This is a genomic window from Citrobacter sp. Cpo015 (assembly GCF_030333035.1).
In the GTDB taxonomy this organism is placed as follows: Bacteria; Pseudomonadota; Gammaproteobacteria; order Enterobacterales; family Enterobacteriaceae; genus Citrobacter; species Citrobacter portucalensis.
In genome coordinates this window covers 1-24450 of record NZ_JAOWGS010000028.1, presented here as the reverse complement: position 1 = coordinate 24450, position 24450 = coordinate 1, and the positions used below count along the sequence as shown (strand labels likewise).

General features: G+C 52.7%; 23 protein-coding genes and 1 tRNA gene. 1 reads left to right on the top strand and 23 read right to left on the bottom strand.

Annotated features, from left to right (window positions below):
- Nucleotides 1-59 precede the first annotated feature (59 nt).
- The 22 genes from OGY67_RS09345 to nnr all read right to left on the bottom strand — a co-directional run bounded on the left by OGY67_RS09345 (nucleotide 60) and on the right by nnr (nucleotide 22967).
- Nucleotides 60-1682, bottom strand: a complete 1623-nt coding sequence (locus OGY67_RS09345) for an isovaleryl-CoA dehydrogenase (RefSeq protein ID WP_286573886.1) — start codon at nucleotides 1680-1682, stop codon at nucleotides 60-62.
- Between the two features lie 84 nt (nucleotides 1683-1766).
- A complete protein-coding gene (locus OGY67_RS09340; protein ID WP_048215083.1) occupies nucleotides 1767-2933 on the bottom strand; it encodes a glutathionylspermidine synthase family protein in 1167 nt (388 codons plus the stop codon).
- Between the two features lie 2 nt (nucleotides 2934-2935).
- Nucleotides 2936-3577: a DUF1190 domain-containing protein gene (locus tag OGY67_RS09335; RefSeq protein WP_048215084.1), complete on the bottom strand. Its 642-nt coding sequence runs from the start codon at nucleotides 3575-3577 to the stop codon at nucleotides 2936-2938.
- 9 nt (nucleotides 3578-3586) lie between these two features.
- Entirely contained in the window at nucleotides 3587-3985 is a 399-nt protein-coding gene (locus OGY67_RS09330; RefSeq protein WP_003830474.1) for a DUF350 domain-containing protein, read from the bottom strand.
- Nucleotides 3986-4004: 19 nt separating this feature from the next.
- Nucleotides 4005-4688, bottom strand: a complete 684-nt coding sequence (locus OGY67_RS09325; protein ID WP_156174778.1) for a YjfK family protein — start codon at nucleotides 4686-4688, stop codon at nucleotides 4005-4007.
- Complete coding sequence (locus OGY67_RS09320; RefSeq protein ID WP_103014487.1) at nucleotides 4664-5731, bottom strand: potassium channel family protein; 1068 nt, start codon at nucleotides 5729-5731, stop codon at nucleotides 4664-4666. Before OGY67_RS09320 ends, OGY67_RS09325 begins: the two co-directional genes overlap by 25 nt.
- Nucleotides 5731-6429, bottom strand: coding sequence for a PspA/IM30 family protein (locus tag OGY67_RS09315; protein WP_103014488.1), 699 nt, complete (start codon nucleotides 6427-6429; stop codon nucleotides 5731-5733). The genes OGY67_RS09320 and OGY67_RS09315 overlap by 1 nt, the downstream gene beginning before the upstream one ends.
- A 15-nt stretch (nucleotides 6430-6444) precedes the next feature.
- Entirely contained in the window at nucleotides 6445-6849 is a 405-nt protein-coding gene (locus tag OGY67_RS09310; RefSeq protein ID WP_286573885.1) for a YjfI family protein, read from the bottom strand.
- Between the two features lie 124 nt (nucleotides 6850-6973).
- The gene (gene rlmB, locus OGY67_RS09305; protein WP_003830482.1) at nucleotides 6974-7705 is read right to left on the bottom strand and encodes a 23S rRNA (guanosine(2251)-2'-O)-methyltransferase RlmB; all 732 of its coding nucleotides are present in this window, start codon (nucleotides 7703-7705) and stop codon (nucleotides 6974-6976) included.
- A gap of 72 nt (nucleotides 7706-7777) precedes the next feature.
- Complete coding sequence (rnr, locus tag OGY67_RS09300) at nucleotides 7778-10240, bottom strand: ribonuclease R (protein WP_048215088.1); 2463 nt, start codon at nucleotides 10238-10240, stop codon at nucleotides 7778-7780.
- A 38-nt stretch (nucleotides 10241-10278) separates the two neighbouring features.
- Nucleotides 10279-10704, bottom strand: a complete 426-nt coding sequence (gene nsrR / locus OGY67_RS09295; protein WP_003830485.1) for a nitric oxide-sensing transcriptional repressor NsrR — start codon at nucleotides 10702-10704, stop codon at nucleotides 10279-10281.
- A 216-nt stretch (nucleotides 10705-10920) separates the two neighbouring features.
- A complete protein-coding gene (gene purA / locus OGY67_RS09290; RefSeq protein ID WP_003025606.1) occupies nucleotides 10921-12219 on the bottom strand; it encodes an adenylosuccinate synthase in 1299 nt (432 codons plus the stop codon).
- A gap of 102 nt (nucleotides 12220-12321) precedes the next feature.
- Nucleotides 12322-12519, bottom strand: coding sequence for a DUF2065 domain-containing protein (locus OGY67_RS09285; RefSeq protein WP_003025602.1), 198 nt, complete (start codon nucleotides 12517-12519; stop codon nucleotides 12322-12324).
- A gap of 82 nt (nucleotides 12520-12601) precedes the next feature.
- Entirely contained in the window at nucleotides 12602-13606 is a 1005-nt protein-coding gene (hflC, locus tag OGY67_RS09280; RefSeq protein WP_003830491.1) for a protease modulator HflC, read from the bottom strand.
- Nucleotides 13607-13608: 2 nt separating this feature from the next.
- Nucleotides 13609-14862 carry an FtsH protease activity modulator HflK gene (hflK, locus tag OGY67_RS09275; protein ID WP_008786005.1) on the bottom strand — a complete coding sequence of 418 codons (1254 nt, stop codon included), beginning with the start codon at nucleotides 14860-14862 and terminating at the stop codon, nucleotides 13609-13611.
- A 189-nt stretch (nucleotides 14863-15051) separates the two neighbouring features.
- The gene (hflX, locus tag OGY67_RS09270) at nucleotides 15052-16332 is read right to left on the bottom strand and encodes a ribosome rescue GTPase HflX (RefSeq protein ID WP_003830495.1); all 1281 of its coding nucleotides are present in this window, start codon (nucleotides 16330-16332) and stop codon (nucleotides 15052-15054) included.
- 74 nt (nucleotides 16333-16406) lie between these two features.
- Nucleotides 16407-16715: an RNA chaperone Hfq gene (gene hfq, locus OGY67_RS09265; protein ID WP_003025584.1), complete on the bottom strand. Its 309-nt coding sequence runs from the start codon at nucleotides 16713-16715 to the stop codon at nucleotides 16407-16409.
- A gap of 84 nt (nucleotides 16716-16799) precedes the next feature.
- The gene (gene miaA / locus OGY67_RS09260; RefSeq protein WP_003839486.1) at nucleotides 16800-17750 is read right to left on the bottom strand and encodes a tRNA (adenosine(37)-N6)-dimethylallyltransferase MiaA; all 951 of its coding nucleotides are present in this window, start codon (nucleotides 17748-17750) and stop codon (nucleotides 16800-16802) included.
- Entirely contained in the window at nucleotides 17743-19629 is a 1887-nt protein-coding gene (gene mutL / locus OGY67_RS09255; protein ID WP_286573884.1) for a DNA mismatch repair endonuclease MutL, read from the bottom strand. Before mutL ends, miaA begins: the two co-directional genes overlap by 8 nt.
- Before the next feature lie 9 nt (nucleotides 19630-19638).
- Nucleotides 19639-20970 carry an N-acetylmuramoyl-L-alanine amidase AmiB gene (gene amiB, locus OGY67_RS09250; RefSeq protein WP_003830500.1) on the bottom strand — a complete coding sequence of 444 codons (1332 nt, stop codon included), beginning with the start codon at nucleotides 20968-20970 and terminating at the stop codon, nucleotides 19639-19641.
- Nucleotides 20971-20986: 16 nt separating this feature from the next.
- Nucleotides 20987-21448 (bottom strand): tRNA (adenosine(37)-N6)-threonylcarbamoyltransferase complex ATPase subunit type 1 TsaE, encoded by a 462-nt coding sequence (gene tsaE / locus OGY67_RS09245; RefSeq protein WP_008786002.1) that lies wholly within the window; start codon nucleotides 21446-21448, stop codon nucleotides 20987-20989.
- Entirely contained in the window at nucleotides 21420-22967 is a 1548-nt protein-coding gene (nnr, locus tag OGY67_RS09240; RefSeq protein ID WP_286573883.1) for a bifunctional ADP-dependent NAD(P)H-hydrate dehydratase/NAD(P)H-hydrate epimerase, read from the bottom strand. The genes tsaE and nnr overlap by 29 nt, the downstream gene beginning before the upstream one ends.
- Here nnr and queG point away from each other — a divergent pair.
- Entirely contained in the window at nucleotides 22966-24105 is a 1140-nt protein-coding gene (queG, locus tag OGY67_RS09235) for a tRNA epoxyqueuosine(34) reductase QueG (RefSeq protein WP_286573882.1), read from the top strand. The two genes, nnr and queG, sit on opposite strands and share 2 nt — an antisense overlap.
- A 269-nt stretch (nucleotides 24106-24374) precedes the next feature.
- Here queG and OGY67_RS09230 read toward each other — a convergent pair.
- Nucleotides 24375-24450: transfer RNA gene (locus OGY67_RS09230), tRNA-Gly, on the bottom strand.

Genomic DNA, 24450 nt, shown 5'->3' with positions numbered 1-24450 from the left:
TGAGCTACAGTGAACTGTAGACATGATAAGACGCGAAAGCGTCGCCATCAGGCATATTATTACCGTAATCCCCCCGTTGCCCGCAGAAGCAAATCGTTCAGCACCTGCTCAGACAATCGTAGTCCCCCCCGCGTATCAAGCATCATTTGGCACCAGGCCTGCGCCACAGGTGGAGAGGCATAGCGCAACATCTGCGCCCCGCAACCGAGCAGGAAAAGCTGCTGCGTAATCTCCCGCCCCAATGCCTCGCTGGGTTTACGTAAACGCTGCTGGAGCTGACGTACCATTCGATCGTAATGTCGGTCTTGCCCTTTGACTTCCGCAAAGGCTTCACTGAGCATCTCGTATATGCCGGGTTGTTTGGTCAGTACTCGCAACACATCAAGGCACATAATGTTGCCAGAGCCTTCCCAGATACTGTTTACCGGCATTTCACGATACAAACGCGGCAGCTCGCTCTCCTCGCAATAGCCAATCCCACCCAGCACTTCCATCGCCTCTGCCACAAATGGCATACCGCTTTTGCAAACGGAGAATTTCGCCGCTGGTGTGAACAATCTGGCCCACAGCGCTTCTTTAGCATCAGCACGGCGGTCCCAGGCCCGCGCCAGTCGAAACAGTAACGCCGTTTGACCTTCCAGTTGGAGCGCCATCCGACCTAACACTTGACGCATCATCGGCTGTTCAATCAATGACTTGCCAAAGACCTGCCGCTGGTGCGCATGGTAAATCGCGACGGAAAAAGCACGCCGCATCATACCGTGACTACCGAGCGCACAGTCAAAACGCGTCATCCCCCCCATTTTCAGGATATGACGTATACCTTCCCCTTCGTCACCCAATAGCCAGCCAATCGCATCGTGGAATTCAACCTCGCAGCTGGCGTTGGAGCGGTTGCCTAACTTATCTTTCAATCTCTCAAGACGGATAGCATTACGCTGCCCGTCAGGTAAAAATCGCGGCACAAAAAAGCAGGATAATCCTCCCTTAGCCTGGGCCAGCACTAAATGGGCATCGCTTTGCGGCACGGAGAAAAACCACTTATGTCCCACCAGCCGATACGAGCCGTCAGCAAGACGTTCTGCCTGTGTAGTATTGCTCAGCACATCTGAACCACCCTGCTTCTCGGTCATACCCATGCCGATAAGCAGCCCACGCTTTTGCCCACCGGGCAGTAAATGCGAGTCATAACGGTCGCTTAGCAGCGGCGTAAGCCAGTCGTGAAAGGGGGCGGGTAACATTTGAAGTAACAGCGGCGTGGCGGCAAAAGTCATGGTCACCGGACACAACGTACCAGCTTCAACCTGCGCATGCAGCATGAAACGCGCCGCCCGGGCAACAAATGTTCCCTGCCTCGCATCTTCTTCCCAGGCCAGATTATGTACGCGGTTGGCGCACAATCCCTGCATCAGTAAATGCCAGGCAGGATGAAAACGCACATCATCCAGCCGCTGCCCCTGCGGGTCGTAGCGCAACAGTTCAGGTGGAAAAGCATTGGCCAGACGGCCCAGTTCGAGCGACTCGGCAGTCCCTAGCTGCTGACCAATACTGGCGAGAAGATCGCTGTCCCAACCAGCGCCTTCGCGGATAACCGCTTCGCACAGCGCGCCATCGGACAAATATAAGTTACTGTTATTGAGCGGTACAGGTTGGTTAAAAACGGTATGCGTTTGCCAGTGCATTGTGTCTCCCTCCGTCAATGGCCGTCGCTTTAAGTATGGTCAGAACCACATTATTCGCGACGGAGGGAGATCACAAAAGTACGGTTAGCCCGCAATATAATGAGGAATAAAACGAGAAGTATCTTTAGTGATCAAAGTATTATCCTCGCGGATCCCCATACCACAGGCTTCATCATCCACGATCCAACTGCCAATCAACGTGTAGCTGTCGCCAAAGCGCGGTAATGGCTGAAATGCCTGATAGATCATCGGTTCTTCCGCATAATCCCCCTCAGCATGCTCCACTATCTGCTGCTGACCATTAAAAATGGTGACGTTACCCCCCTCTCGAGAAAATATCGGTTTGCGTACATAGCTTTCACCAGCCGCAATTTGTGGCGTTTCACCGTCAAACCAGGCAGGCAGCAGGTTGGGATGGTTGGGAAAAAAATGCCACAGCAAAGGCATTAGCCCTTTATTGCTGAGCACACTCTTCCACAACGGCTCAACCCACTGTTCGCGGCGATGGCGCAGCAAGGGGCCATTCTCATCTCGCATCATCCACTCCAGGGGATAGAGCTTAAAGGCGCGACGAATGACGTTATCGTCAAGGTCAGTGAGAACGCCGCCAACGCCAAGACCCAGATCCTCCACGTAAATAAACCGTGATTCTTGCCCGGCCTGCTGCGCGCAATCCTGTAAATACAACACCGTGGTACGATCTTCGTCAGTATCTTCGCAGCAGCAAAAATAGAAGGGCTCTGAGCTATAAAGCTCAGCAAAACGGGAGATTAGCCGCTCCTGAATGGCGTTGTACTGGTCGGCGTCGCGTGTGATCACCCCGCTGCGACGCGCATCTTCCAGCCATAGCCACTGGAAATACGCTGACTCATAAAGCGACGTTGGCGTATCCGCGTTGTACTCCAGCAGCTTGACCGGGGCGTTATTTCCGCACCAGACAAAATCCATGCGGCCGTACAGGGAGGGATCGCGATTGCGCCAGCTTTCGGCAATAACGTCCCAGTACAGCGGCGGGATCGCCAGTTGCTGCATAATCTGTTCGTCGTTAACTGCTCGTTCGACGACATCCAGACACATCTGGTGCAGTTCCGCAGTGGGTTTTTCGATCTGCTCTTCCACTTGCCGGAGCGTAAAGCGGTATGCCCGGCTCTCATCCCAGTAAATCTCGTTATCGATAATATGAAAATCAAAGCCGTGATCGTAGGCGATCCGGTCCAAATCCTGGCGAACAGGGACATCATGTCGCAGCATCGTTAACCTCCCCAGTGCCCACGCGCGCTGGACGAACGCCCGTAGCCGCCGCGTGAAACCGTCGAGACTTTCTTCGTCGTATAACTATGGCTGGTTGCAGTATCATGTTTTCCACTACCGGAACGCCAACTGTAATCCCCGGAAGTCGTACGCCAGACCGGGCGCGAAGCATAGGAAGAACCGCCGCTGCTATAAACATATTGTTCGTCGCGATTTTTGCGAATGACGCGGCTGAGTAAAAAACCGGAGAATATCGGCACCCAGCTTTGATCGGTACTATCGAGATAGCAGTCGCCAAACTGCGTCTGACAGCTCTGCTTGTTCATTTGCTTTGGCAGGCTGGAGTAGAACTCTGTTTTCGCATTGTTCCAGCCATCGGCACAAACGGTGGCGCTATTGCCATCGTCAATGCATTCACTCACTGCAGAGTAAAAAGTACCGTCACCATCATTATCGGTATTGCCGTCATCAGCACATCCTTTGAGGACAAAAAATGCCGCTCCGCCCATAATGGCCAGCGTCAGGTATTTTCCACTGTATCGGCTGCGTTTTTTTGCATAGGGGTTCGCCGGACGCCCAATTCGCGTGATGGCAGAATGCCCTGGCACCCTGTTTTTGTTTCCAGATTTACGTTTTCTTGCCATGATCGTCCATTACCATGTCATGCAGGCGGCGTTAAAAATGCCCCCCGCCAGGGCAGCAGTCCCCATAAATAATCCCGCTGCAGTATTATGGTTAATAATTTTTTCACTCAGTGCCGGCATGTATAAACGCACACCGCCGTAAATGACGAGTTGTATCACCAGCGCGATGCCGCCCCAGGCGAAATAATCCGGAATGCTGACGGCGTTAATTGCCGCGCTGGATAATGGAATAACGTAGCCCAGCAACGTGCCGCTAAAGGCCAGTGACGCTGCCGTATTATTATTTTTAATCAGTTGCCACTCGTTGTGCGGCGTGATTTTTGAGTATATAAACAGAAAAACGATCACCATGGCCGCGCCAATAAAAAAATAGGCACAAAAAGCCAGTAATGAATCCAGTATGTGCATTGTGTAACCTTCCCTGAAATTAACCAATTACATTAAGTGATGTTAATGGAATATCTACACCCAGCGCCCGTGAGAATACCCACTCTGGCTCTCCCTGCTCATTAAACGACTCTTCACCGTTCAACAGCAGGTATTCCCATGTATCCTCTGTAACCTGTCGCTGATAGCCCATGGTAAAATTATGTACATTCCATATGGCATGCTGATGATTTTCTACTTTTTCCAGCATATAAACCGGCTCAATGTTCCCCGGTTCTTCCTCGTTAAAAAAGCGTTGCCAGCGCTCTTCCTGCCAGCTAAGCGCCGGAGTCCCTATTGCAGAAGGGCTAATGGCAGACTGCCAGTGTTTTTTCTTCGAAATCCCGTAACTTTCCGCATAAACAAAGAATTTGATATCGTCGATATCATCAATGTCTGAGCCGCCCGTGGTATTAATTTGCAGAAACTCTTCTCCGGAGGTGTAGTAGCGAAAAATCTGGCTTCCGCCGCCTAAATCAATGTGGCTGGCGGCTGCAACGGTGTACTCCTCACCAGGCAATTCGATCAATAGTGACTCTTCAAGCAGACGAAATGCCAGCGTGTTAAGCGTAAAACCAGCATTCAGATGTAACCCTAACGGCCCGCGGGCTGGCGCAACAACAGCCTCTTTACCAAATAAACGCCGGATAAAACTCGTGATCATTTTCCCTCTATCTCCATCCATGCAATCTCTTTCGCCAGAATGCGGCTGTTACCTATCAAATGCAGCCACATACCGCCCTTTACCTCTGTCGAAATGACCGGATTTAATTCCATACCCCGACCATTTTTGCAGCTGCTAATACCCAAAACTGTGGCATCGTGGCGAAGCTTCATATAACGCATGAGATCGCCATAACGAATTGAAACGACCTCCTCAGGTATTGGCACGGCAAACCCTGTATCACCCAGCATGGGATTCATGATGGATGCGACCGACTGCGAAGACCCCGGATCCTGAATGGATCGAGAAAGCTGCTCAGCGGAGAGATTGCGCACAATTTCAATACGTGGACAATGAACTTCCAGCAATCCTGCGTAACGCTCATCTTCCATATAAGCAACCACATGGCATTGTTCAGGAATCGAATCCGCCAGTGAAAGCGCGATGGTGAACGTGAGTTCATCTGTACGAGCAAATATGATCGCACTCTGGCAATTGCATAACCCCATACGAGCATGCTCTTGCGGGTCATTAAAATTACGTATACGAATGAAATCGACCCAGTTATTTCCCGACAAAGGATGCTGTATGTCATCGGATTCACACAGGAGCACCCGCTCAAAAACACGCCGGGTGTCATACAGCAGCAGCGATATCATTTTTTCCGTCTGGTGGCCTCGCCAGCCGACCACCAGCATATGGTTTCGCAAATGCCGATAATCTCCCATCCCCATCATTCCTTTTGCTAACATCCCTTGCACCAGGCCGATAACCTTTCCCATTAATGCGCCAAATAAACCAACGCTGACAGGAATTTGCCAGATCGCCGTAAAAATCCGGCCTGCCGCAGTTTGCGGACTGATGTCGCCAAAACCCAATGTTGAGCCGACGACTGAGCAGTAATAGATAAAATCGCTCAGACGACCCACCAGCGTTTCTTCACCCAGTAATCTCAGCACCAGGTAACAAAACAGGTACTGCCCAGCGAACAGGCCGAATAATGCAGGCCAGGTCAGTCTTGAAAGATGCCGTTGGCACGTTTTGATGACCCAAGTAAACAGCATTACTCGCCTTGCTGACGCTGCAGTCGTGCCAGTACATCCTGAGCCGAACTTTTATTGCTCGCCCCAATGCCGGCTTCGGCCAGCTTCTCATCCAGGTCACGCCCATCCGCAACCTTTTCCAGCTGCGCAGCGGCATCCAGACGGGCCTGACGCTCTGCCTGTCGCGTTTGCAAACGCTTGAGCGACTCTGCGGCTGTAGACACACTCGAAGACGCGCCTACGGTTGAGGTGGTCACTGCCTGCTGGGCGCGCTGCATCGCTTCCGTCGCCTTTACCACCTCAAGCTGCTGTTCAAACTGTGCAATCCGTTGTGCGGTTGCACTCACCGCTTTTTCAACGCCATCCCGCGACAATTCAAGGTTAGCGAGTACTTGCTCTTCTGCAGCAATGACATCCTCTAAGCGGGCAATTTCTTCAGCAACTTCGTTGATCAGTGACGGGTTAGCGTTTTTACTCAGCGCTTCCAACACTCGTGTTTCCAGACTGGATTTACGCTCACGCAGATCGTTCAACTTGTCATTACTCAGCCTCACGCGCGCCAGCAGGTCTACTCGTGATTTTCCGGCTTTATCCAGCTCACCTTTCGCATCACGGATATGCTGCTCCAGCATGCGGACCCCCTGCGCTTCTTCAATTGACTCTTCCGCCTGAGAAAGCACGGACTTACCGAGGGTAAACAGGCTTTTTAAAATTCCCATAAATAGCGTTCCTTGTTATTCGTGAGTGTATTCTTCAGTGATTTCAGCCAGATCTAGCGCGTTTTCCGCAAGCGTAGTCATCTCCAGCACTACATCATCAAGTGATGAATTAAGCGAAAGTGCTCCAAATGCGACGTAATATTCATCCTGCTGAACGCGAGAAATCCCCACGGAAGACAGAGGAAGGAGTTTCTGATTACGTAATAAGAAAATATTGAATTCACTTTTCTGATTAATACTGCAGACAGGACAAATAACTGTTTCAATAATTATCTGGCGCGATGTGAATAAAATACCGAGTGATAAATCACCATAATCATTCATTTTGATAATTAATGATTGCTCGTTATATTCAATATCTATATTTAATTCAGGAAGAGTTTGTACTGCTTCAGCAAGCAACTGCGGAGTCCATGCCATATATTATCCATATATAATTCAATTAGAAATAAATGAAATGAATATCATTTCCTACCCTTTATCATACTCGTTTAAAATAAAAAAAAGCCACCCGAATCCGGGTGACTTTGTCTGAAAAATAAGTTTAGCCGCGCTGGCGGACGGCTTCAAACAGGCAGATGCCCGTCGCAACTGAAACGTTCAATGACGAAACGCTCCCTGCCATCGGGATGCTGATCAGTTCGTCACAGTGTTCGCGAGTCAGACGGCGCATACCTTCACCCTCTGCGCCCATCACCAGCGCCAGACGACCGGTCATTTTGCTCTGATAGAGAGTATGGTCGGCTTCACCTGCGGTTCCGACGATCCAGATATTCTCTTCCTGCAGCATACGCATGGTGCGCGCCAGGTTGGTCACGCGGATCAGCGGTACGCTTTCTGCCGCACCACAGGCCACTTTTTTCGCCGTCGCATTCAACTGTGCGGAACGATCCTTCGGTACGATTACAGCATGTACGCCAGCGGCATCGGCGCTACGCAGGCATGCGCCCAGGTTATGCGGATCGGTGACGCCATCGAGGATCAAAAAGAACGGCTGATCGAGCGTAGCAATCAGATCCGGCAGATCGTTTTCCTGATACTGACGGCCCGGCTTCACGCGAGCAATAATCCCCTGATGTACCGCACCCTCGCTTTTCTCATCCAGAAACTGACGGTTAGCCAGTTGAATGACAACACCCTGTGCTTCCAGTGCGTGGATCAGCGGCAGCAGGCGTTTATCTTCACGACCTTTGAGAATAAAGACGTCCTGGAAGCGCTCAGGCGCACGTTCCAGCAGGGCCTGCACCGCATGGATGCCGTAAATCATTTCACTCATGAATGTACTCGTTAATAGTTTATGCGTAACGCCGGGCAACGCGAAGGTTGCCCGACTTACAGTCTATGGCTGTTATTGTGCGACTTTCTTTTTCGCCGCACGTTTAGCTTTAGTGGCGGCAGCAATTTTAAGCGTTTTTGCCGAGGGCTTTTTCGCTTTTTTATCGCCTTTCTTCTCAGCCGCATTCTTATCCGCCTGAGGTTTGGCTCTGCCTTTCTTCTCGCCGCGGAAAGCGCTGTCCGGCTCGAAATTCACCTTTTTGCCCATCTGACGACGTTTACCGGTATTTTTACCCGCATCGCCTTTTTTGGCTTTTTCGCGGGCGGTTTTACCTTCATTACGCGGCGCACGTTCGCTGGAGATCAAGCTGAAGTCGATCTTACGCTCGTCCATGTTGACTGCTTCCACGCGAACTTCCACGCGATCGCCCAGGCGATACATCTGGCCGCTGGATTCCCCCGTCAGGCGCTGCCCAACCTGGTCGAAACGATAGTAGTCGTTATCCAGAGAGGAGACATGCACCAGACCGTCGATAAACAGTTCATCAAGACGGACAAAGAAACCAAATCCGGTCACGCTGGCAATCACGCCTTTGAAGACATTACCCACCTGGTCCAGCATGAAGTCGCACTTCAGCCAGTCAGAGACATCGCGCGTAGCTTCATCAGCACGGCGCTCGGCCATCGAACAGTGCTGACCCAGTTGCAGCATCTCTTCCATCGAATAATGGTAGCCACCGGTTTCCGTGGTGTTGCCCTTATGGCCCTGCTCCTGCGCCAGCAGATACTTAATCGCCCGGTGCAAGGAGAGATCCGGGTAACGACGGATCGGTGAAGTAAAGTGTGCATAAGATTGCAGCGCCAGGCCAAAGTGACCACGGTTTTCCGGATCGTAAATCGCCTGCTTCATCGAACGCAGCAGCATGGTTTGCAGCATTTCTGCGTCAGGACGGTCAGCAATCGACTCCAGCAGTTCAGCGTAATCACGCGGCTCAGGTTTGTTGCCACCAGGTAGCTCCAGCCCCAGCTCTGCCAGGACGGAACGGAACGAGTTAATCGCTTCGGTCGTCGGCTTATCGTGAATACGGAACAGCGCTGGCTCTTTGGCTTTCTCAACGAATCGCGCCGCTGAGATGTTCGCCATGATCATGCACTCTTCAATCAGCTTGTGTGCGTCGTTACGCTGCGTCTGCTCGATACGCTCAATACGGCGTTCAGCATTGAAGATAAACTTCGCCTCTTCACTTTCAAACGAGATACCGCCACGCTCTTCACGGGCTTTATCCAGCACTTTGTAGAGGTTATGCAACTCTTCAATGTGTTTAACCAGCGGTGCGTACTGCTCACGCAGCTCCTGGTCGCCCTGCAGCATGTGCCAGACCTTGGTGTAGGTCAGACGTGCGTGGGAACTCATGACCGCTTCGTAGAATTTAAAGCCGGTTAAACGGCCTTTCGACGAAATGGTCATTTCACAGACCATACACAACCTGTCCACCTGCGGATTGAGTGAACACAATCCGTTAGACAGCACTTCCGGCAGCATCGGAACTACCTGCGACGGGAAGTAAACGGATGTGCCACGGCTACGCGCTTCCTGGTCCAGCGGAGTCGGCGGGCGAACGTAATAGCTTACGTCAGCAATCGCCACCCATAAACGCCAACCACCGCCGCGTTTCTTCTCGCAATAAACCGCATCGTCGAAGTCGCGCGCATCTTCGCCATCGATAGTCACCAGCGGCAGGGAGCGCAGATCGACACGTCCTACTTTCGCCTCTTCCGGCACTTCTTCTTTCAGCCCGGCGACCTGTTTCTCAACCGCCTGAGGCCAGATATATGGGATTTCATGAGTACGCAGGGCCATATCCACGGCCATGCTGGTTCCCATGTTATCGCCCAGCACTTCAACAATTTTGCCCACCGCTTTGGTGCGGCGAGTCGGACGCTGGGTCAGTTCAACGACGACCACAAAGCCCATACGAGCGCCCATTACCTCTTCCGGCGGGATCAGAATATCGAAGCTCAGGCGGCTGTCGTCTGGGACGACAAACCCAACACCAGCGTCGGTGAAGTAGCGACCGACAATCTGGCTGGTTTTCGGCACCAGTACGCGCACAATTCGCGCTTCGCGGCGACCTTTACGGTCCGCGCCCAACGGCTGCGCCAGCACCTGATCGCCATGAATGCAGGTTTTCATCTGCTCGCTGGACAGATACAGGTCATCTTTGCGGCCTTCAACGCGCAGAAAGCCGTAGCCATCACGGTGGCCAATAACGGTACCTTTCAGCAGGTCGAGACGTTCCGGCAGCGCATAGCACTGACGACGGGTGAAGACCAGTTGTCCGTCACGCTCCATCGCGCGCAGGCGACGACGCAGCGCTTCTTGCTGCTCTTCACCTTCAATATTGAGTTCAGCGGCCAGCTCATCGCGGTTGGCCGGCTTTTCACGTTTAGTTAAATGTTCGAGGATAAATTCCCGGCTCGGGATAGGATTCGCGTATTTTTCTGCTTCGCGTTCCTGGAAAGGATCTTGTGACATGTCGGTTCCTCCGTCATCATCGCTGCTGGCGGGAGTCGTTACTCCACCAGCAATAATTTATAAAGCGGTTGATTCTTTTCAACCAAATCAGCAAGTGTGTAGTTGTCCAGTTCCGTGAGAAAACTTTGCACTGCTTTAGAAAGCGCCTGTTTGAGTCGACAGGCCGGGGTAATGTGGCAAAACTCGCTGCTACAGTTGACCAACGATAAGGGTTCCAGCTCGCGAACCACATCACCAATACCAATATCCTTAGCGGGTTTACCCAGGCGGATACCGCCATTTTTTCCTCGAATAGCAGTAACAAAGCCCGCCCGGCTAAGTTGATTGATTATTTTGACCATATGATTACGGGACACGCCGTAGACTTCTGTCACCTCAGAAATACTGGTCATACGTCCTTCGGGAAGTGACGCCATGTAGATTAGCGCACGTAATCCGTAATCGGTGAAACTTGTTAACTGCACATCAACCTCAGGAAAAGGGATAAAACGGATAAACCTGGTAGTATTAATTACATTGATGATAAACCAGCCACCAGCCAGGTCGCTAATTTATTTCAGTTCGGGAAGGAAAAAAGCGAGGAACTTACGTGATTTTAAGCCGGATTCTGATGCAAAGCACCTTCTCCGGCCTAAATTAGTGCAAGCGCAGCGCCGTTTGACGCTACGCTATAACCAGAGTTATGCGTCGAACGGGTCGCGCAGGATCATGGTTTCAGTACGGTCTGGGCCAGTTGAGATAATATCAATCGGCACACCGGTCAGTTCTTCAATACGCTTGATGTAGTTCAGCGCTGCCTGCGGCAGACCGCTACGTTCCTTCACGCCGAAGGTGGATTCAGACCAACCCGGCATGGTTTCGTAAATCGGCTCGATACCTTTCCAGTCGTCAGCTGCCAGCGGAGTAGTCGTTACTTCGCGGCCATCCGGCATACGGTAAGCAACACAGATTTTCACCTCTTTCAAACCGTCCAGTACGTCCAGTTTGGTCAGGCAGAAGCCAGACAGGGAGTTAATCTGTACTGCACGGCGTACAGCAACGGAATCCAGCCAACCGGTACGACGACGACGACCGGTGGTCGCGCCATACTCGTTACCTTGTTTGCACAGGAACTCGCCAACGTCATCAAACAGCTCTGTCGGGAACGGACCCGCACCTACACGAGTAGAGTAAGCTTTGATGATACCCAGAACGTAGTCCACATAACGTGGGCCCAGGCCGGAGCCGGTTGCCACGCCACCTGCGGTGGTGTTGGAGGACGTTACGTACGGATAGGTACCGTGGTCGATATCCAGCAGCGTACCCTGCGCACCTTCAAACATGACGAAATCGCCACGCTTACGCGCCTGGTCCAGCAGATCGGAAACATCAACAACCATTGAGGTCAGGATGTCGGCGATAGCCATCACATCATCCAGCACTTTCTGGTAGTCAACTGCTTCAACTTTATAGAAATTCACCAGCTGGAAGTTGTGATATTCCATCACTTCTTTCAGTTTTTCAGCGAAAGTTGCTTTATCAAACAGATCGCCAACACGCAGACCGCGACGAGCTACTTTGTCTTCATAAGCCGGACCGATACCACGACCGGTAGTACCGATCGCTTTCTCGCCACGCGCTTTCTCACGAGCGTTATCCAACGCAACGTGATAATCAAGGATCAGCGGACAAGCTTCAGACAGCAGCAGGCGCTCGCGAACCGGGATACCACGATCTTCCAGTCCTTTCATTTCTTTCATCAGCGCGGACGGAGACAGAACAACACCGTTACCGATGATGCTGATTACGTTTTCGCGAAGAATGCCTGATGGAATAAGATGGAGGACGGTTTTTTCACCGTTGATTACGAGAGTATGGCCTGCGTTGTGACCACCCTGGTAGCGCACAACATATTTAGCCCGTTCAGTCAGAAGATCGACGATCTTCCCTTTACCTTCGTCACCCCATTGGGTGCCCAGTACGACGACGTTGTTACCCATTTTTCAAAATCACCGTTTGCTTAAAAATGGATTCTACCACCGCTTTTTCAGATATACAGCACTTTTTGCATGCGAAAATCCGCAAATTAGTCTACTTATTGATCAGCCAATCGTTTTCCTCAACATGTAGTAGACCACAACGCCCGCAACCACAAGACCTCCACCAAAACGACGCAAAATATTTTCGGGAAGTTGCGCCATTGCAGAGATCATTTTCTTCCATGCGCTGGGATAAAGCATCGGACCCAGCCCTTCCAGCACCAAAACCAGCGCGAGCGCCAGCAAAATTGTTGAATTCATCCATCGCCCTTATATAAAAAGAAAACCACCGCATCCCTGGAGATGCCGGTGGTTTTGCTGCTTTAAAACCGCTGGAACGCGATTAGCGTGTCGCGGTATTTGGTGTCTTCATGTAGCGGAAGAAATCGCTGTCCGGGCTCATGACCATTACGTCCTGATTCCCTTCAAAGCTCTTCTCGTAAGCACGCAGGCTACGGATGAAGGCGTAGAAGTCCGGATCCTGACTGAACGCATCGGCAAACAGCTTAGCGGCTTCTGCATCGCCTTCACCGCGCATAATACGACCCTGACGCTCAGATTCTGCCAGCGTTTTAGTGACTTCATAGTCAGCCGTTGCACGCAGTTTTTCCGCCTCTTCCTGGCCTTGTGAACGATGGCGACGCGCTACCGCTTCACGCTCAGCGCGCATACGGTTGTAGATAGCCTCGGACACTTCAGCAGGCAGGTTGATTTGCTTAATACGCACGTCAACAACTTCGATGCCCAATGCCGCCATACTGTTCGGGTTGATGACCGGTACTTTACCGTTCGTTTCAGCCTGAACACGTTCAGCCGCTTCGGCAATCGCGCTATCTGCTGCCGGAGTCGCCACTTCGTCTTCCGTGCCAGCAGAACCGGAGTTCAGCGCGTCACGAACTTCCAGGGTCAAACGACCGCGGGAATCGGTAACGATGTCCTTCACATCCAGACGACCAATTTCAGAACGCAGACGGTCAGAGAACTTACGTTTCAGCAGGACTTCCGCCTGAGAAACATCGCCACCGCCCGTTGCCAGGTAGTAACGGCTAAAGTCACTGATGCGCCACTTGATGTAGGAGTCAACGATCAGGTCTTTCTTCTCTTTGGTAACAAAGCGATCGGCCTGGTTGTCCATAGTCTGAATACGCGCATCCAGCATCTTCACAGATTCAATAAACGGAATCTTGAAGTGCAGGCCAGGTGCTACGACCAGCGGCTTGTTTTCATCGTCACGCAGAACTTTACCAAAGCGCAGAGTAATACCGCGCTCGCCTTCTTTGACCACAAAGACAGACATGAACAGAACTACCAGAACGATGATGATAATCGCAATAACTGACTTACGCATCGTTATTCCCCCTGACGCTGGTAGTCGTTACGCTGCGCATTCGCGCGGCGTTGATCCATAATATCGCCCTGACTGGTGGACGATGTGTTGCTTGCTCCAGTGCTGGAAGTCGTTGCTGGCGGCAGACGCAGCAGGTTTGAACTGCTGTCAGTCTTTGCTGCTGGCGCACTACCACCTTTCAGCATTTGATCCAGCGGCAGAACCATCAAATTGCTGCCTTTATCGTTAACCAGGACTTTGCGGGTATTGCTCAACACTTTTTCCATGGTTTCGATATACAGACGCTCGCGGGTAATTTGCGGTGCGGCTTTATATTCCGGCAGAATTTTTGCGAAGCGAGCCACTTCACCCTGTGCTTCCAGGATGGTTTGAGTCTTATACGCACGCGCTTCTTCCAGAATACGCTGCGCCTGACCGTTTGCACGCGGCTGAACTTCGTTGGTGTACGCTTCCGCTTCACGGATGTACTGCTGTTCGTTTTCACGTGCTGCGATAGCATCGTCAAACGCGGCTTTTACTTCTTCCGGCGGACGTGCAGCCTGGAAGTTGACGTCCAGCAGGGTGATACCCATGTTGTACGGACGGATCGTTTCTTCCAGTTCACGTTGGGTATCGCTACGAATAACGGTACGCCCTTCGGTCAGGATACGGTCCATGGTGTATTTACCGATAACCCCACGCAGGGCACTGTCGGTAGCCTGACGCAGACTGTCATCCGCGCTGGTTACGCTAAACAGGTAACGCTGCGGATCGGTCACGCGGTACTGTACGTTCATTTCGACGCGCACGACGTTTTCGTCAGAGGTCAGCATGACGCCGGATGCGGCAAGTTCACGCACGGCTTCAACGTTGACCGGTGTCACTTCGTCGACAAAGGTCGGTTTCCAGTTCAGACCCGGTTCAACCAAATGGCTGAATTTACCGAAGCGTGTCACCACGCCGCGTTCCGCTTCTTTAATGGTATAGAAACCGCTGGCCGCCCAGATAATGACGATAGCGGCCGCTGCGATAGTAAAGACTCGACCGCCCAGTTGCGGACGCGGGCCTTGCGATGAACTACCGCCGCCAGAGCCAGTACCTTTACCGCCACCCAGACCACCGAGCTTTTTACTCAGTTTGCGGAAGATATCGTCCAGATCGGGAGGTCCCTGCTCGCGACCACCTTTGTTTCCATTTCCCTCAGGGTTGCCGCCAGGTTTGCTGCTTCCCCAGGGGTCGCGGTCTTGTCCGTTATTACCGGGCTGATTCCACGCCATTTTTGTGCTCCATATTTGTTATGCGATGCTATACCTGCGTCTTTTGCGCTGCCGTTGCGTTGGCTGCGTCCCTCAACGCCAGTCACATAGTTGACTATGCTCCTGGAGATTTCAGGACTTGCCGCCTTCCTGCCGCACAAAATCCACAAGGTATAGAGGCGAAAAAATCTTCAGGCCATATCCGTCAGATCAGACAACATAGTCTTCCAGTGCCGGTTCTTGTTTACAGAGGCGACGCCAGTCTACGATCGGCATACGAACCTGCAGACCTACGCTGCCGTCCTCCTCCATCCACTCTTTTTCTATTGCCTGAAGTTGATAAAACCGGCTTCTCAAACGCCCTTCCTGCGGCGGCAAACGCAACGTATGCTGCGCCACCTCACCGGAAAGTCGCTCAGTCAAAGCCTGAAAAAGTTGTGGTATACCAATCCCCGTTTGCGCTGATACCCAAACGCGAATGGGTTTATTCTCTTCATCTCTGTCGATACGCGGCTCAAAGTCATCCAACATATCGATTTTATTCATCACCAGCAGGGTCGGGATCTCATGCGCATCGATCTCTTCGAGCACCGTATCGACGGCCTCAATGTTTTCCTGCACACGAAAATCTGCTGCATCAATAACGTGCAGCAGCAATGTCGCCTGACGTGTTTCCTGCAAGGTGGCCTTAAACGCCGCCACCAGGTCGTGCGGCAAATGACGGATAAACCCAACGGTATCCGCCAGCACAGTCTCACCCACGTCCGCAACGTCTATTCTGCGTAGCGTCGGGTCCAGGGTCGCAAACAGCTGATCTGCTGCGTAGACCTGGGCTTCGGTGATCTGGTTGAACAGGGTGGATTTTCCGGCGTTGGTATATCCCACCAGTGATACGGTTGGGACATCCGCTTTCTTGCGCGACTGTCGCCCCTGCTCACGTTGCTTTTCAACTTTTTCCAGGCGCGACTGTATCTGCAAAATGCGATTACGCAGCAAACGACGGTCGGTTTCGAGCTGGGTTTCACCCGGGCCGCGCAAACCAATCCCGCCCTTTTGCCGTTCAAGGTGAGTCCAGCCACGGACCAGACGCGTAGCCATATGGCGCAACTGCGCCAGCTCAACCTGCAACTTACCCTCATGGGTTCGCGCACGCTGGGCAAAAATATCTAAAATGAGACCAGTCCTGTCGATAACAAGACACTGGCACAACTGTTCCAGGTTACGTTCCTGGGCAGGGCTTAGAGCATGATCAAAAATCACCACCGCAGCGCCAGTCGCTTTTACGGCTTCGGCAATTTCGATTGCCTTACCTTCACCAACAAAATACTTCGGGTGCGGTGCTTTACGGCTCCCGGTAATCACCTGCATTGCTTCGACACCGGCGGAAGAAACCAGAGATTCAAACTCCTGGAGGTCTTCCATATCTTTGTCTTGCGAAAAATAGATGTGTACCAGTACCGCCTGCTCACCGGCATCATAACGGTCAAACAAGCGTCAACCCCTTAATATAAATCAACGGGGAACACAGGATCGCTGGCTCCCCGTATGTAAAACAGCTAATAACCTTATTCGGTTTCTTCGCTGTCCTGTTGCGCAGATGAACCTTGCGCGTTGCTACCGTGATGGTAGTTGCTGCCTGTGCCGCCGGTGGCATTATTGCTGTGATGAGAAACCGGACGAGACGGGACAACAGTAGAAATCGCGTGCTTATAAACCATCTGGCTGACCGTGTTTTTCAACAGGATCACGAACTGATCAAAAGACTCGATTTGACCTTGCAGCTTAATACCATTCACCAAATAAATAGAAACTGGAACACGTTCCCGACGCAGTGCGTTCAGGAACGGATCTTGTAAAGATTGCCCCTTAGCCATTCTCTCTTTTCCTTATATGCTTATTTGTACTTTGAACCTTTCGATTCTGAAAAATTGCGCACGATACGTTTCAATTGTACACATTCAGTTCGCGATAGCACCAACAACCTGTAATACTTCGTTTCGCGCCTGGTCAGGCTTTTCACTGTCAAGCCAGTGCACCCCTTCCCAACCACGCAACCAGGTTACCTGTCGCTTCGCCAACTGCCTCGTGGCGCAAACACCTCTATAAACCATTTCATCGTATGAAATTTCACCTTCAATGTATGACCACATCTGGCGATACCCTACACAACGAATGGAAGGCAAATCCGTATGCAAATCTCCACGGGCAAAAAGCGCCCGGACTTCTGCTTCAAAACCTGAAGCTAACATCTGATGAAAACGCTGCTCAATTCGCTGATGGAGCAGTTCACGGCTCGCCGGGGCGATTGCAAACTGATGCACCTGATACGGCAAAGCATCTCCTGACGTTTGCGTCAGCTCCGTTAAAGTTTTACCCGAAATGAAAAAAACTTCCAGTGCCCGGGAAAGTCTTTGCGGATCATTTGGATGAATACGCGCTGCTGCCACGGGATCGATATCCTGAAGCTGTCGGTGTAACGCGTCCCAACCCTGCTCTGCCGCCTGCTGCTCAATTCTGGCCCTGACTTCCGGGTCCGCCGACGGTAACGGCGACAGTCCTTCAAGCAAAGCTTTGAAATATAACATTGTGCCGCCCACCAGCAACGGGATACGGCCCGCGGCGGTGATGTCGGCCATCTCGGCTAACGCATCGCGACGAAAATCCGCAGCGGAGTACGCCTGCGATGGATCGCGGATATCCAGCAATCGGTGCGGTGCGGCCTGTAATTCATCTGCATCAGGCTTGGCTGTACCGATATCCATCCCCTTGTAAATAAGGGCGGAATCAACGCTTATCAACTCTATGGGCAAAACTTTACGCAATTCAATTGCTAATGCCGTTTTACCGGAGGCCGTTGGCCCCATCAAAAAAATCGCCTTTGGCAGGCTCGCCTTACGGGTATCACTCATGTTTCAGGGCATTCATTACCGAATGTAAATCAACAGGTTGTAACAGACCACCCGGCGGTGCCTTCACGAGTTGTGGGCAGAGCCGCTCAACATCCGCTAACAGCGTAATCGCCTGTGCCATGCTCCACTGTGGATGCTCGCTCATCAGGTTACGTGCGATCCACTGTGCAATATTGCCCGGCTCGAATACGGATTGCTGCGCCAGGTAGCCTATCAGTTCAGGAATCAAGATTTGTAAATTTTGTTGGCGTAAGGGTAAAGGCACCGCCCGGATGGTCACATGCTGCGCATCCAGCTGAAATTCAATGCCCAACTCAGCCAGTTGGCTCTGTCCTTTTTGCAGTGCTGCTTTTTCATCGGCGGTCACTTTTAGACGTAAAGGGATCAGTAACGGTTGAGCACAAACCGCTCCCTGACCCGGCGTTAACTGCGCCTGACGCAACCAACGCTCAGCCACCGGTAATGCCAACAACCGAATATGGCCATCACACTCGAGTAACGCGCAGTCTGCACCAACAATCGTTAGCACCCGGCCAAAGCCCTGACTGTTGCCAGTCAGAGGCGTCGATGGCGTTTCAGAGACCGGCGTTTTACGCGTTGGAGCCGGCGTCTGCATTAGTTGCTGATAAATTTCGCCCTGCTGCTTTTGGTATCCGGGTTGAGCATGAGGCCAACTGGCTCCCGCCTGACGGCCACCGCCACCACTACTGCCACCGCTACTGCCACTTCCAGTGCCAGCGGATGCTGAGTACCGCGGTGTCGCAGGTTCACGCGCGGGAGCCGGCTCGGCAAAATGGTTGCGTCCAGCAGCAACGCGGTTTTCCGGAATGTGCCTTGGGGCGGGTTCGTCGTCATCAGCCAACGGCAGCGGCGTTTCAAGCTGCTGTTGCAGGACACTCAACACGCCCTGGTAAATAAAATCGTGCACCAGCCGGGATTGATGGAAACGGACCTCATGTTTAGCTGGGTGTACGTTGACATCCACTTGATGCGGATCGATTTCCAGATACAACACAAAAGCGGGCTGTTGATCGGCTCCCAGCTTATCTTCACAGGCCTGGCGGATAGCATGGTTGATCAGCCGGTCGCGCATCATCCGACCATTCACATAGCAGTACTGGATTTCTGCCAGTGCTGCCGTTGTGTGGTTAGGATCGGCCACCCAGCCGCGCAATGTTAAATCGCCATGCTGCCATTCGATCACCAGCGCATGTTCCAGAAACGGCGTGCCGCAAATCGCGCCCAGTCGGCGCTCTTTCTGCCCATCCGCTGCCACTGCCCGGTACTGTCGCACCACTTTGCCGTTGTGCGACAAATTTATCGTCACATCAAAACGTGCCAGCGCAATGCGGCGAATAATCTCGTCGATATGATTAAATTCGGTTTTCTCGGTGCGCATAAATTTGCGCCGCGCCGGGGTGTTGTAGAACAGATCTAGCACCTCCAGCGTGGTTCCCACCGGATGCGCAGCGGGTTTAACTGTGACATCCATGTCACGCCCTTCGGCATACGCCTGCCAGGCTTCGGGTTGTTCTTGCGTACGCGACGTCAGGGTTAAGCGAGACACGGAGCTGATACTGGCCAGCGCTTCGCCGCGAAATCCGAGGCTCACGATGGCTTCAAGATCGTCAAGCGAGGCTATTTTACTGGTGGCATGACGCGCCAGCGCCAACGCCAGCTCGTCTTTTTTAATCCCGCAGCCGTTGTCACGAATACGGATAAGCTTCGCGCCGCCGCGTTCAATATCGATATCAATGCGCGTCGCACCGGCATCAATGCTGTTTTCCACCAGCTCTTTCACCACTGACGCAGGCCGTTCTACCACCTCGCCTGCGGCAATCTGGTTCGCCAGCTGTGGCGGTAGAACCTGAATCGGCATGGCTAATCCTTAATTTGTTAACGTGTTACCCGGCGATATGGCGCTGGCGGTTTGCGCCGGTGCGCCCTGCGGCCCGGTTTGCATCGGGTGCGCCTGGAAATAGTTACGCAATCCTTTGTAAATCGCCTCAGCCAGTTGCTGCTGGTAATCATCGCTCGCCAACAGACGTTCTTCGCTGTTGTTACTGATAAAGCCGGTTTCAACCAGCACTGACGGGATATCAGGCGAACGCAGTACGCCAAGACTGGCGTGTTCTGGACGACGCTTATGCATCGAACCAATACGTTCTAACTGGCCGATCATGCTGGTCGCCACATCATACCCGACGCGCTGCGAATGACCGAACTGCAGATCCAGTACAGCCTGGCTGAGGTAAGGATCGGACTGGCTGTTTGCCAGCACATCGCCCGCGCCGCCCAACAGCTCCGATTGCTTCTCGTGCTGTTCCAGCCAGCCGGCCATCTCACTGTTCGCCCGACGGTTTGACAGCACCCAAACGGAAGCACCTGTGGCATCACGATTTGGCGCGGCATCCGCGTGAATAGAAACCAGGAAATTGGCGTTTTGTTTACGCGCGACGTCTGAACGCCCCATCACCGAGATAAAGTAATCACCATCACGGGTGAGTACGCCTTTAAACATCGGATCATCATTGAGCAAACTGCGCAGTTTGCGCGCAACGGCAATCGTGACGTTTTTCTCACGCGTGCCGCCAGGACCAATAGCGCCAGGATCCTGTCCACCGTGTCCGGCATCAATGGCAATCACCACTTTATCGCCATTGCTGGAACTGGCGCGCGCCGCAGGGCGGGTGGAGGTATTGCTGTTAGTCACAGCCGTAGTGCGATCGTTTTCCGCTTTAAATGGATTGCGCGCAGGCTCGACAGGACGTGGGGCAACAATCGGCGCTTCAACACGCTTTGCAACCACGGGAGGTGGAGGCGGCGGCGGTGGCGCATCAGCGTTGATGGTAAACACGACGGTATAATTGCCGCCGTTCTGGCGTTTTACTGCTTCGGCTTTACCGTTCTCGGTTAAATCCACCACCAGGCGCAGAGACTGCGCATCTTTTGGCGTGCCGGAACGGATAGATTTCACCAGATTATTGCCGCTAAACAGCAGCGGTAATCCCTGAATCACACCGGTTTGTTTAATATCCAGCGCGACGGTTCGTTTCCCGTCCTGCGAAACGGCATATTCAGGATCGCCAATAAAGCTCAGCGTAATCCGCGCCTGTTGATCGCCATTGGACACCTGAAGATCGGAGAGGCTGGCGGCCCCTGCCTGCGCGCACAGCAGGACCAGGGTTGCCATCAGCCAGTTTCTGATGCGATAAATCATCCCGCCACCCTTAAGGTTAATCGGCTAAACGCGCCAGCAATAAATCACCTGATGAGGAGACTGCGCTTACACGCGCCTCTCGACCTTGCGCCTGGTATTCAATGTGTATTTCGACGTCCGGGTCTGGCAGTACACCTTTACCTTGTTGCGGCCATTCCACCAGGCAGATGGCATCATTGGCAAAATAATCGCGGATCCCCATAAATTCCAGCTCCTCTGGGTCCGCAAGTCGGTATAAATCGAAGTGATATACCATCAAGTTATCGAGTGAATAGGGTTCAACCAGCGTGTAGGTGGGGCTTTTTACATTACCTTTATGACCTAACGCCTGCAGAAATCCCCGGCTGAAGGTGGTTTTACCCGCCCCCAGGTCGCCGTACAAATATATAACCGTCGCGCCGTCACAGGCTTTGGCTACCCGCAGTCCCAGGTCTAAAGTCGCCTGCTCATCAGGTAGTGGAATTACTCGATTCATCATGATAAACGTCAATCACATCAGGGTTAACAATACGCTGTAGCGTGGTAAAGAGATCTGTCGCCAGCATGCCGCGCGTACCAAAACGCGCCGCCAGCACATCCGCCGCCGCTCCGTGCGCAACACATCCCGCACATGCTGCATCATACGGGGTAAGCTTCTGTCCGAGCAATGCGCCAATAATACCGGAAAGCACATCCCCCATTCCGCCGCTGGCCATCCCGGCATTGCCGGTATCAATAATACCCAACTCCGCCTGTTCAGCAGCAATAACCGTACCCGCGCCTTTCAGCACCACCACGCCTCCGTACCGTTTTACCAGACGTTGTGCACAAAGTAAGCGATCGTCTTCAATTTCTGCAATGGAACAACTCAGCAGTCGCGCGGCTTCACCTGGATGCGGCGTGATCACGCGATTGTGACGTTTATCGGGGTTGATTGCCAGCAGGTTCAGCGCATCCGCATCCCAGAGCATCGGTTTGCGAAAATTCTCCACTTTTTGCAGCGCTTTTTTGCCCCACTCCTGCTGACCAAGCCCGGGGCCTATCACCACTACATCCGCCCACGCCAGGCTCTCTTCCAGCGTCTGCGGCGTCAGCGCATCGACCATCAGTTCCGGTCTGGCTGTCAAAATAGGCGCAATGTTTTCACTGCGCGTCAGCACTTTGACCAGCCCGGCACCTGCTCGCAGCGCGGCTTCCCCGGCCATGCGTATTGCGCCTGCCGTACCGTGGTCACCGCCGATAATCACCAGTCGACCGTGGGAACCCTTGTGCGAGGTGGGTCGACGCGGCGTTAGCCAGTGTGCAAGCTGTTGAGCATCAAAACGTTGTATTGGCGCATTCTGCCCCGCCAGCCAGTCGTCCAGCCCAAGTGCGTTAACATGCAGACGCCCGGTGACATCGCGCGCTTTACCGGTGAGCAGGCCCGGCTTGAGTGCAATAAAGGTAATGGTATGCGCTGCGTTGATGACCGCGCCCGGCGTCGCTCCCGTCTGCGCCAGCAGGCCGGAGGGAATGTCTATCGCCACGGTGGGGGCTGGGTGAGAATTGGCACGTTCAATCAATACCGAGAGAGACTCACGCGGCGCATGTTTTAAGCCAGTGCCTGACAGCGCATCAATAATGACATCCACGTTATTTGGCCAATTGATATCCGCCGCGTGAATGACGCCACCAGCGTTAAGCCAGGCATCACGTGCCTGCTGCGCCTCCTCGGGGAGCGGTTTGTCACTTTCCTGCGCCAGCAACGTAACTTCAAGACCCAGCGCTTTGGCAAGTCTTGCCACTACGTAACCATCACCGCCGTTGTTGCCATGACCACATAGCACCAGCCAGTGCCGGGCATTCGGATAAGCCTCACGAGTGACCTGAAACGCCGCCTCTCCCGCCCGTTGCATCAGTTCGTAAAGCGTCAGCCCTGAACTGTCTGCCGCCTCTCGCTCCATCCGCCTGATGTCGTCGGCGTGCCAGATGGAGTGTGGTATACTTGCGGGGTTTTTCTTCATTGTATGGTCCGTCATGTCAGAGCCCCTCGATCTCAATCAGTTAGCGCAAAATATTAAGCAGTGGGGGCTGGAGCTTGGCTTTCAGCAGGTCGGGATTACCGATACCGACCTCAGCGAAGCGGAGCCCAAACTGCAGGCCTGGCTGGATAAACAATACCACGGCGAGATGGACTGGATGGCCCGTCACGGCATGATGCGCGCCCGACCTCACGAATTATTGCCCGGTACGCTACGTGTCATCAGCGTACGTATGAACTATCTTCCTGCCAATGCGGCCTTCGCCAGCACATTGAAGAATCCTTCTCTGGGTTACGTCAGCCGTTACGCGCTGGGGCGCGACTATCATAAGCTGCTACGTAACCGCTTAAAAAAGCTGGGAGAGATGATTCAACAGCACTGCGTTTCGCTGAATTTTAGACCTTTTGTCGATTCTGCGCCCATTCTTGAGCGTCCGTTAGCGGAAAAAGCCGGGCTTGGCTGGACAGGTAAGCACTCACTTATCCTCAATCGCGAAGCCGGTTCATTTTTCTTCCTCGGGGAATTACTGATCGATTTACCCTTGCCGATCGACCAACCAGTAGAAGAAGGATGCGGGAAATGCGTCGCCTGCATGACCATCTGTCCCACCGGGGCCATTGTTGAACCCTATACGGTGGATGCGCGCCGCTGTATCTCTTATCTCACTATCGAACTGGAAGGCGCGATCCCGGAAGAATTTCGTCCCTTGATGGGGAATCGAATTTATGGCTGCGATGATTGCCAGCTTATTTGCCCGTGGAACCGCTATTCACAGTTGACGGCAGAGGATGACTTCAACCCGCGCAAGCAGCTTCATGCTCCGGAGTTAATAGAGCTGTTTAGCTGGAGCGAAGCGTGGTTTTTAAAAGTCACGGAGGGGTCTGCCATTCGTCGTATTGGCCACCTGCGCTGGCTGCGAAATATCGCCGTTGCGTTGGGTAATGCCCCCTGGAATGAAGCCATTCTTCGCGCACTGGAAAGTCGCAGAGGTGAGCACCCACTTCTCGACGAACACATAGAATGGGCAGTTGCTCAGCAAATTGAGAAGCGAAATGCCTGCGTAGTTGAGGTGCAGCTACCGCAGAAACAACGTTTAGTCAGGGTCATTGAGAAGGGTCTGCCGCGCGACGCTTAAGTCATCCACAGCTTGTGTATAAAAATAAAAACACATTGATATTCAAGAGGGAAAAAATCGTCAAGTGATCGTATTAACAATTTGAAATGATAATTAAATTAATAATTTCAGATAGTTAAAATGATACTATTCACCCGGCGAAGTTTTTTGCATTCCAGGAATAATACCCGAACCTGTGGATAAGTCTGTTTACAAGAGTATGTCAATGACGAAACAAAACGTCCCCAACGCGATTATTCGTTGTGGATATTTTTATTGGGGTAAGAATTTGGAGCGGGAAACGAGACTCGAACTCGCGACCCCGACCTTGGCAAGGTCGTGCTCTACCAACTGAGCTATTCCCGC

Bases quoted from the DNA above. Each gene is read 5' to 3' on its own strand.
- hflC (WP_003830491.1), bottom strand. From the start codon at position 13,606: ATGCGTAAGTCAGTTATTGCGATTATCATCATCGTTCTGGTAGTTCTG.
- hflK (WP_008786005.1), bottom strand. From the start codon at position 14,862: ATGGCGTGGAATCAGCCCGGTAATAACGGACAAGACCGCGACCCCTGG.
- miaA (WP_003839486.1), bottom strand. From the start codon at position 17,750: ATGAGTGATACCCGTAAGGCGAGCCTGCCAAAGGCGATTTTTTTGATG.
- OGY67_RS09345 (WP_286573886.1), bottom strand. From the start codon at position 1,682: ATGCACTGGCAAACGCATACCGTTTTTAACCAACCTGTACCGCTCAAT.
- amiB (WP_003830500.1), bottom strand. From the start codon at position 20,970: ATGATTTATCGCATCAGAAACTGGCTGATGGCAACCCTGGTCCTGCTG.
- queG (WP_286573882.1), top strand. From the start codon at position 22,966: ATGTCAGAGCCCCTCGATCTCAATCAGTTAGCGCAAAATATTAAGCAG.
- OGY67_RS09310 (WP_286573885.1), bottom strand. From the start codon at position 6,849: ATGGCATGGACTCCGCAGTTGCTTGCTGAAGCAGTACAAACTCTTCCT.
- OGY67_RS09330 (WP_003830474.1), bottom strand. From the start codon at position 3,985: ATGCACATACTGGATTCATTACTGGCTTTTTGTGCCTATTTTTTTATT.
- OGY67_RS09325 (WP_156174778.1), bottom strand. From the start codon at position 4,688: ATGGATGGAGATAGAGGGAAAATGATCACGAGTTTTATCCGGCGTTTA.
- tsaE (WP_008786002.1), bottom strand. From the start codon at position 21,448: ATGATGAATCGAGTAATTCCACTACCTGATGAGCAGGCGACTTTAGAC.
- purA (WP_003025606.1), bottom strand. From the start codon at position 12,219: ATGGGTAACAACGTCGTCGTACTGGGCACCCAATGGGGTGACGAAGGT.
- nnr (WP_286573883.1), bottom strand. From the start codon at position 22,967: ATGACGGACCATACAATGAAGAAAAACCCCGCAAGTATACCACACTCC.
- mutL (WP_286573884.1), bottom strand. From the start codon at position 19,629: ATGCCGATTCAGGTTCTACCGCCACAGCTGGCGAACCAGATTGCCGCA.
- OGY67_RS09340 (WP_048215083.1), bottom strand. From the start codon at position 2,933: ATGCTGCGACATGATGTCCCTGTTCGCCAGGATTTGGACCGGATCGCC.
- rnr (WP_048215088.1), bottom strand. From the start codon at position 10,240: ATGTCACAAGATCCTTTCCAGGAACGCGAAGCAGAAAAATACGCGAAT.
- OGY67_RS09315 (WP_103014488.1), bottom strand. From the start codon at position 6,429: ATGGGAATTTTAAAAAGCCTGTTTACCCTCGGTAAGTCCGTGCTTTCT.
- OGY67_RS09285 (WP_003025602.1), bottom strand. From the start codon at position 12,519: ATGAATTCAACAATTTTGCTGGCGCTCGCGCTGGTTTTGGTGCTGGAA.
- rlmB (WP_003830482.1), bottom strand. From the start codon at position 7,705: ATGAGTGAAATGATTTACGGCATCCATGCGGTGCAGGCCCTGCTGGAA.
- OGY67_RS09320 (WP_103014487.1), bottom strand. From the start codon at position 5,731: ATGCTGTTTACTTGGGTCATCAAAACGTGCCAACGGCATCTTTCAAGA.
- OGY67_RS09335 (WP_048215084.1), bottom strand. From the start codon at position 3,577: ATGGCAAGAAAACGTAAATCTGGAAACAAAAACAGGGTGCCAGGGCAT.
- hfq (WP_003025584.1), bottom strand. From the start codon at position 16,715: ATGGCTAAGGGGCAATCTTTACAAGATCCGTTCCTGAACGCACTGCGT.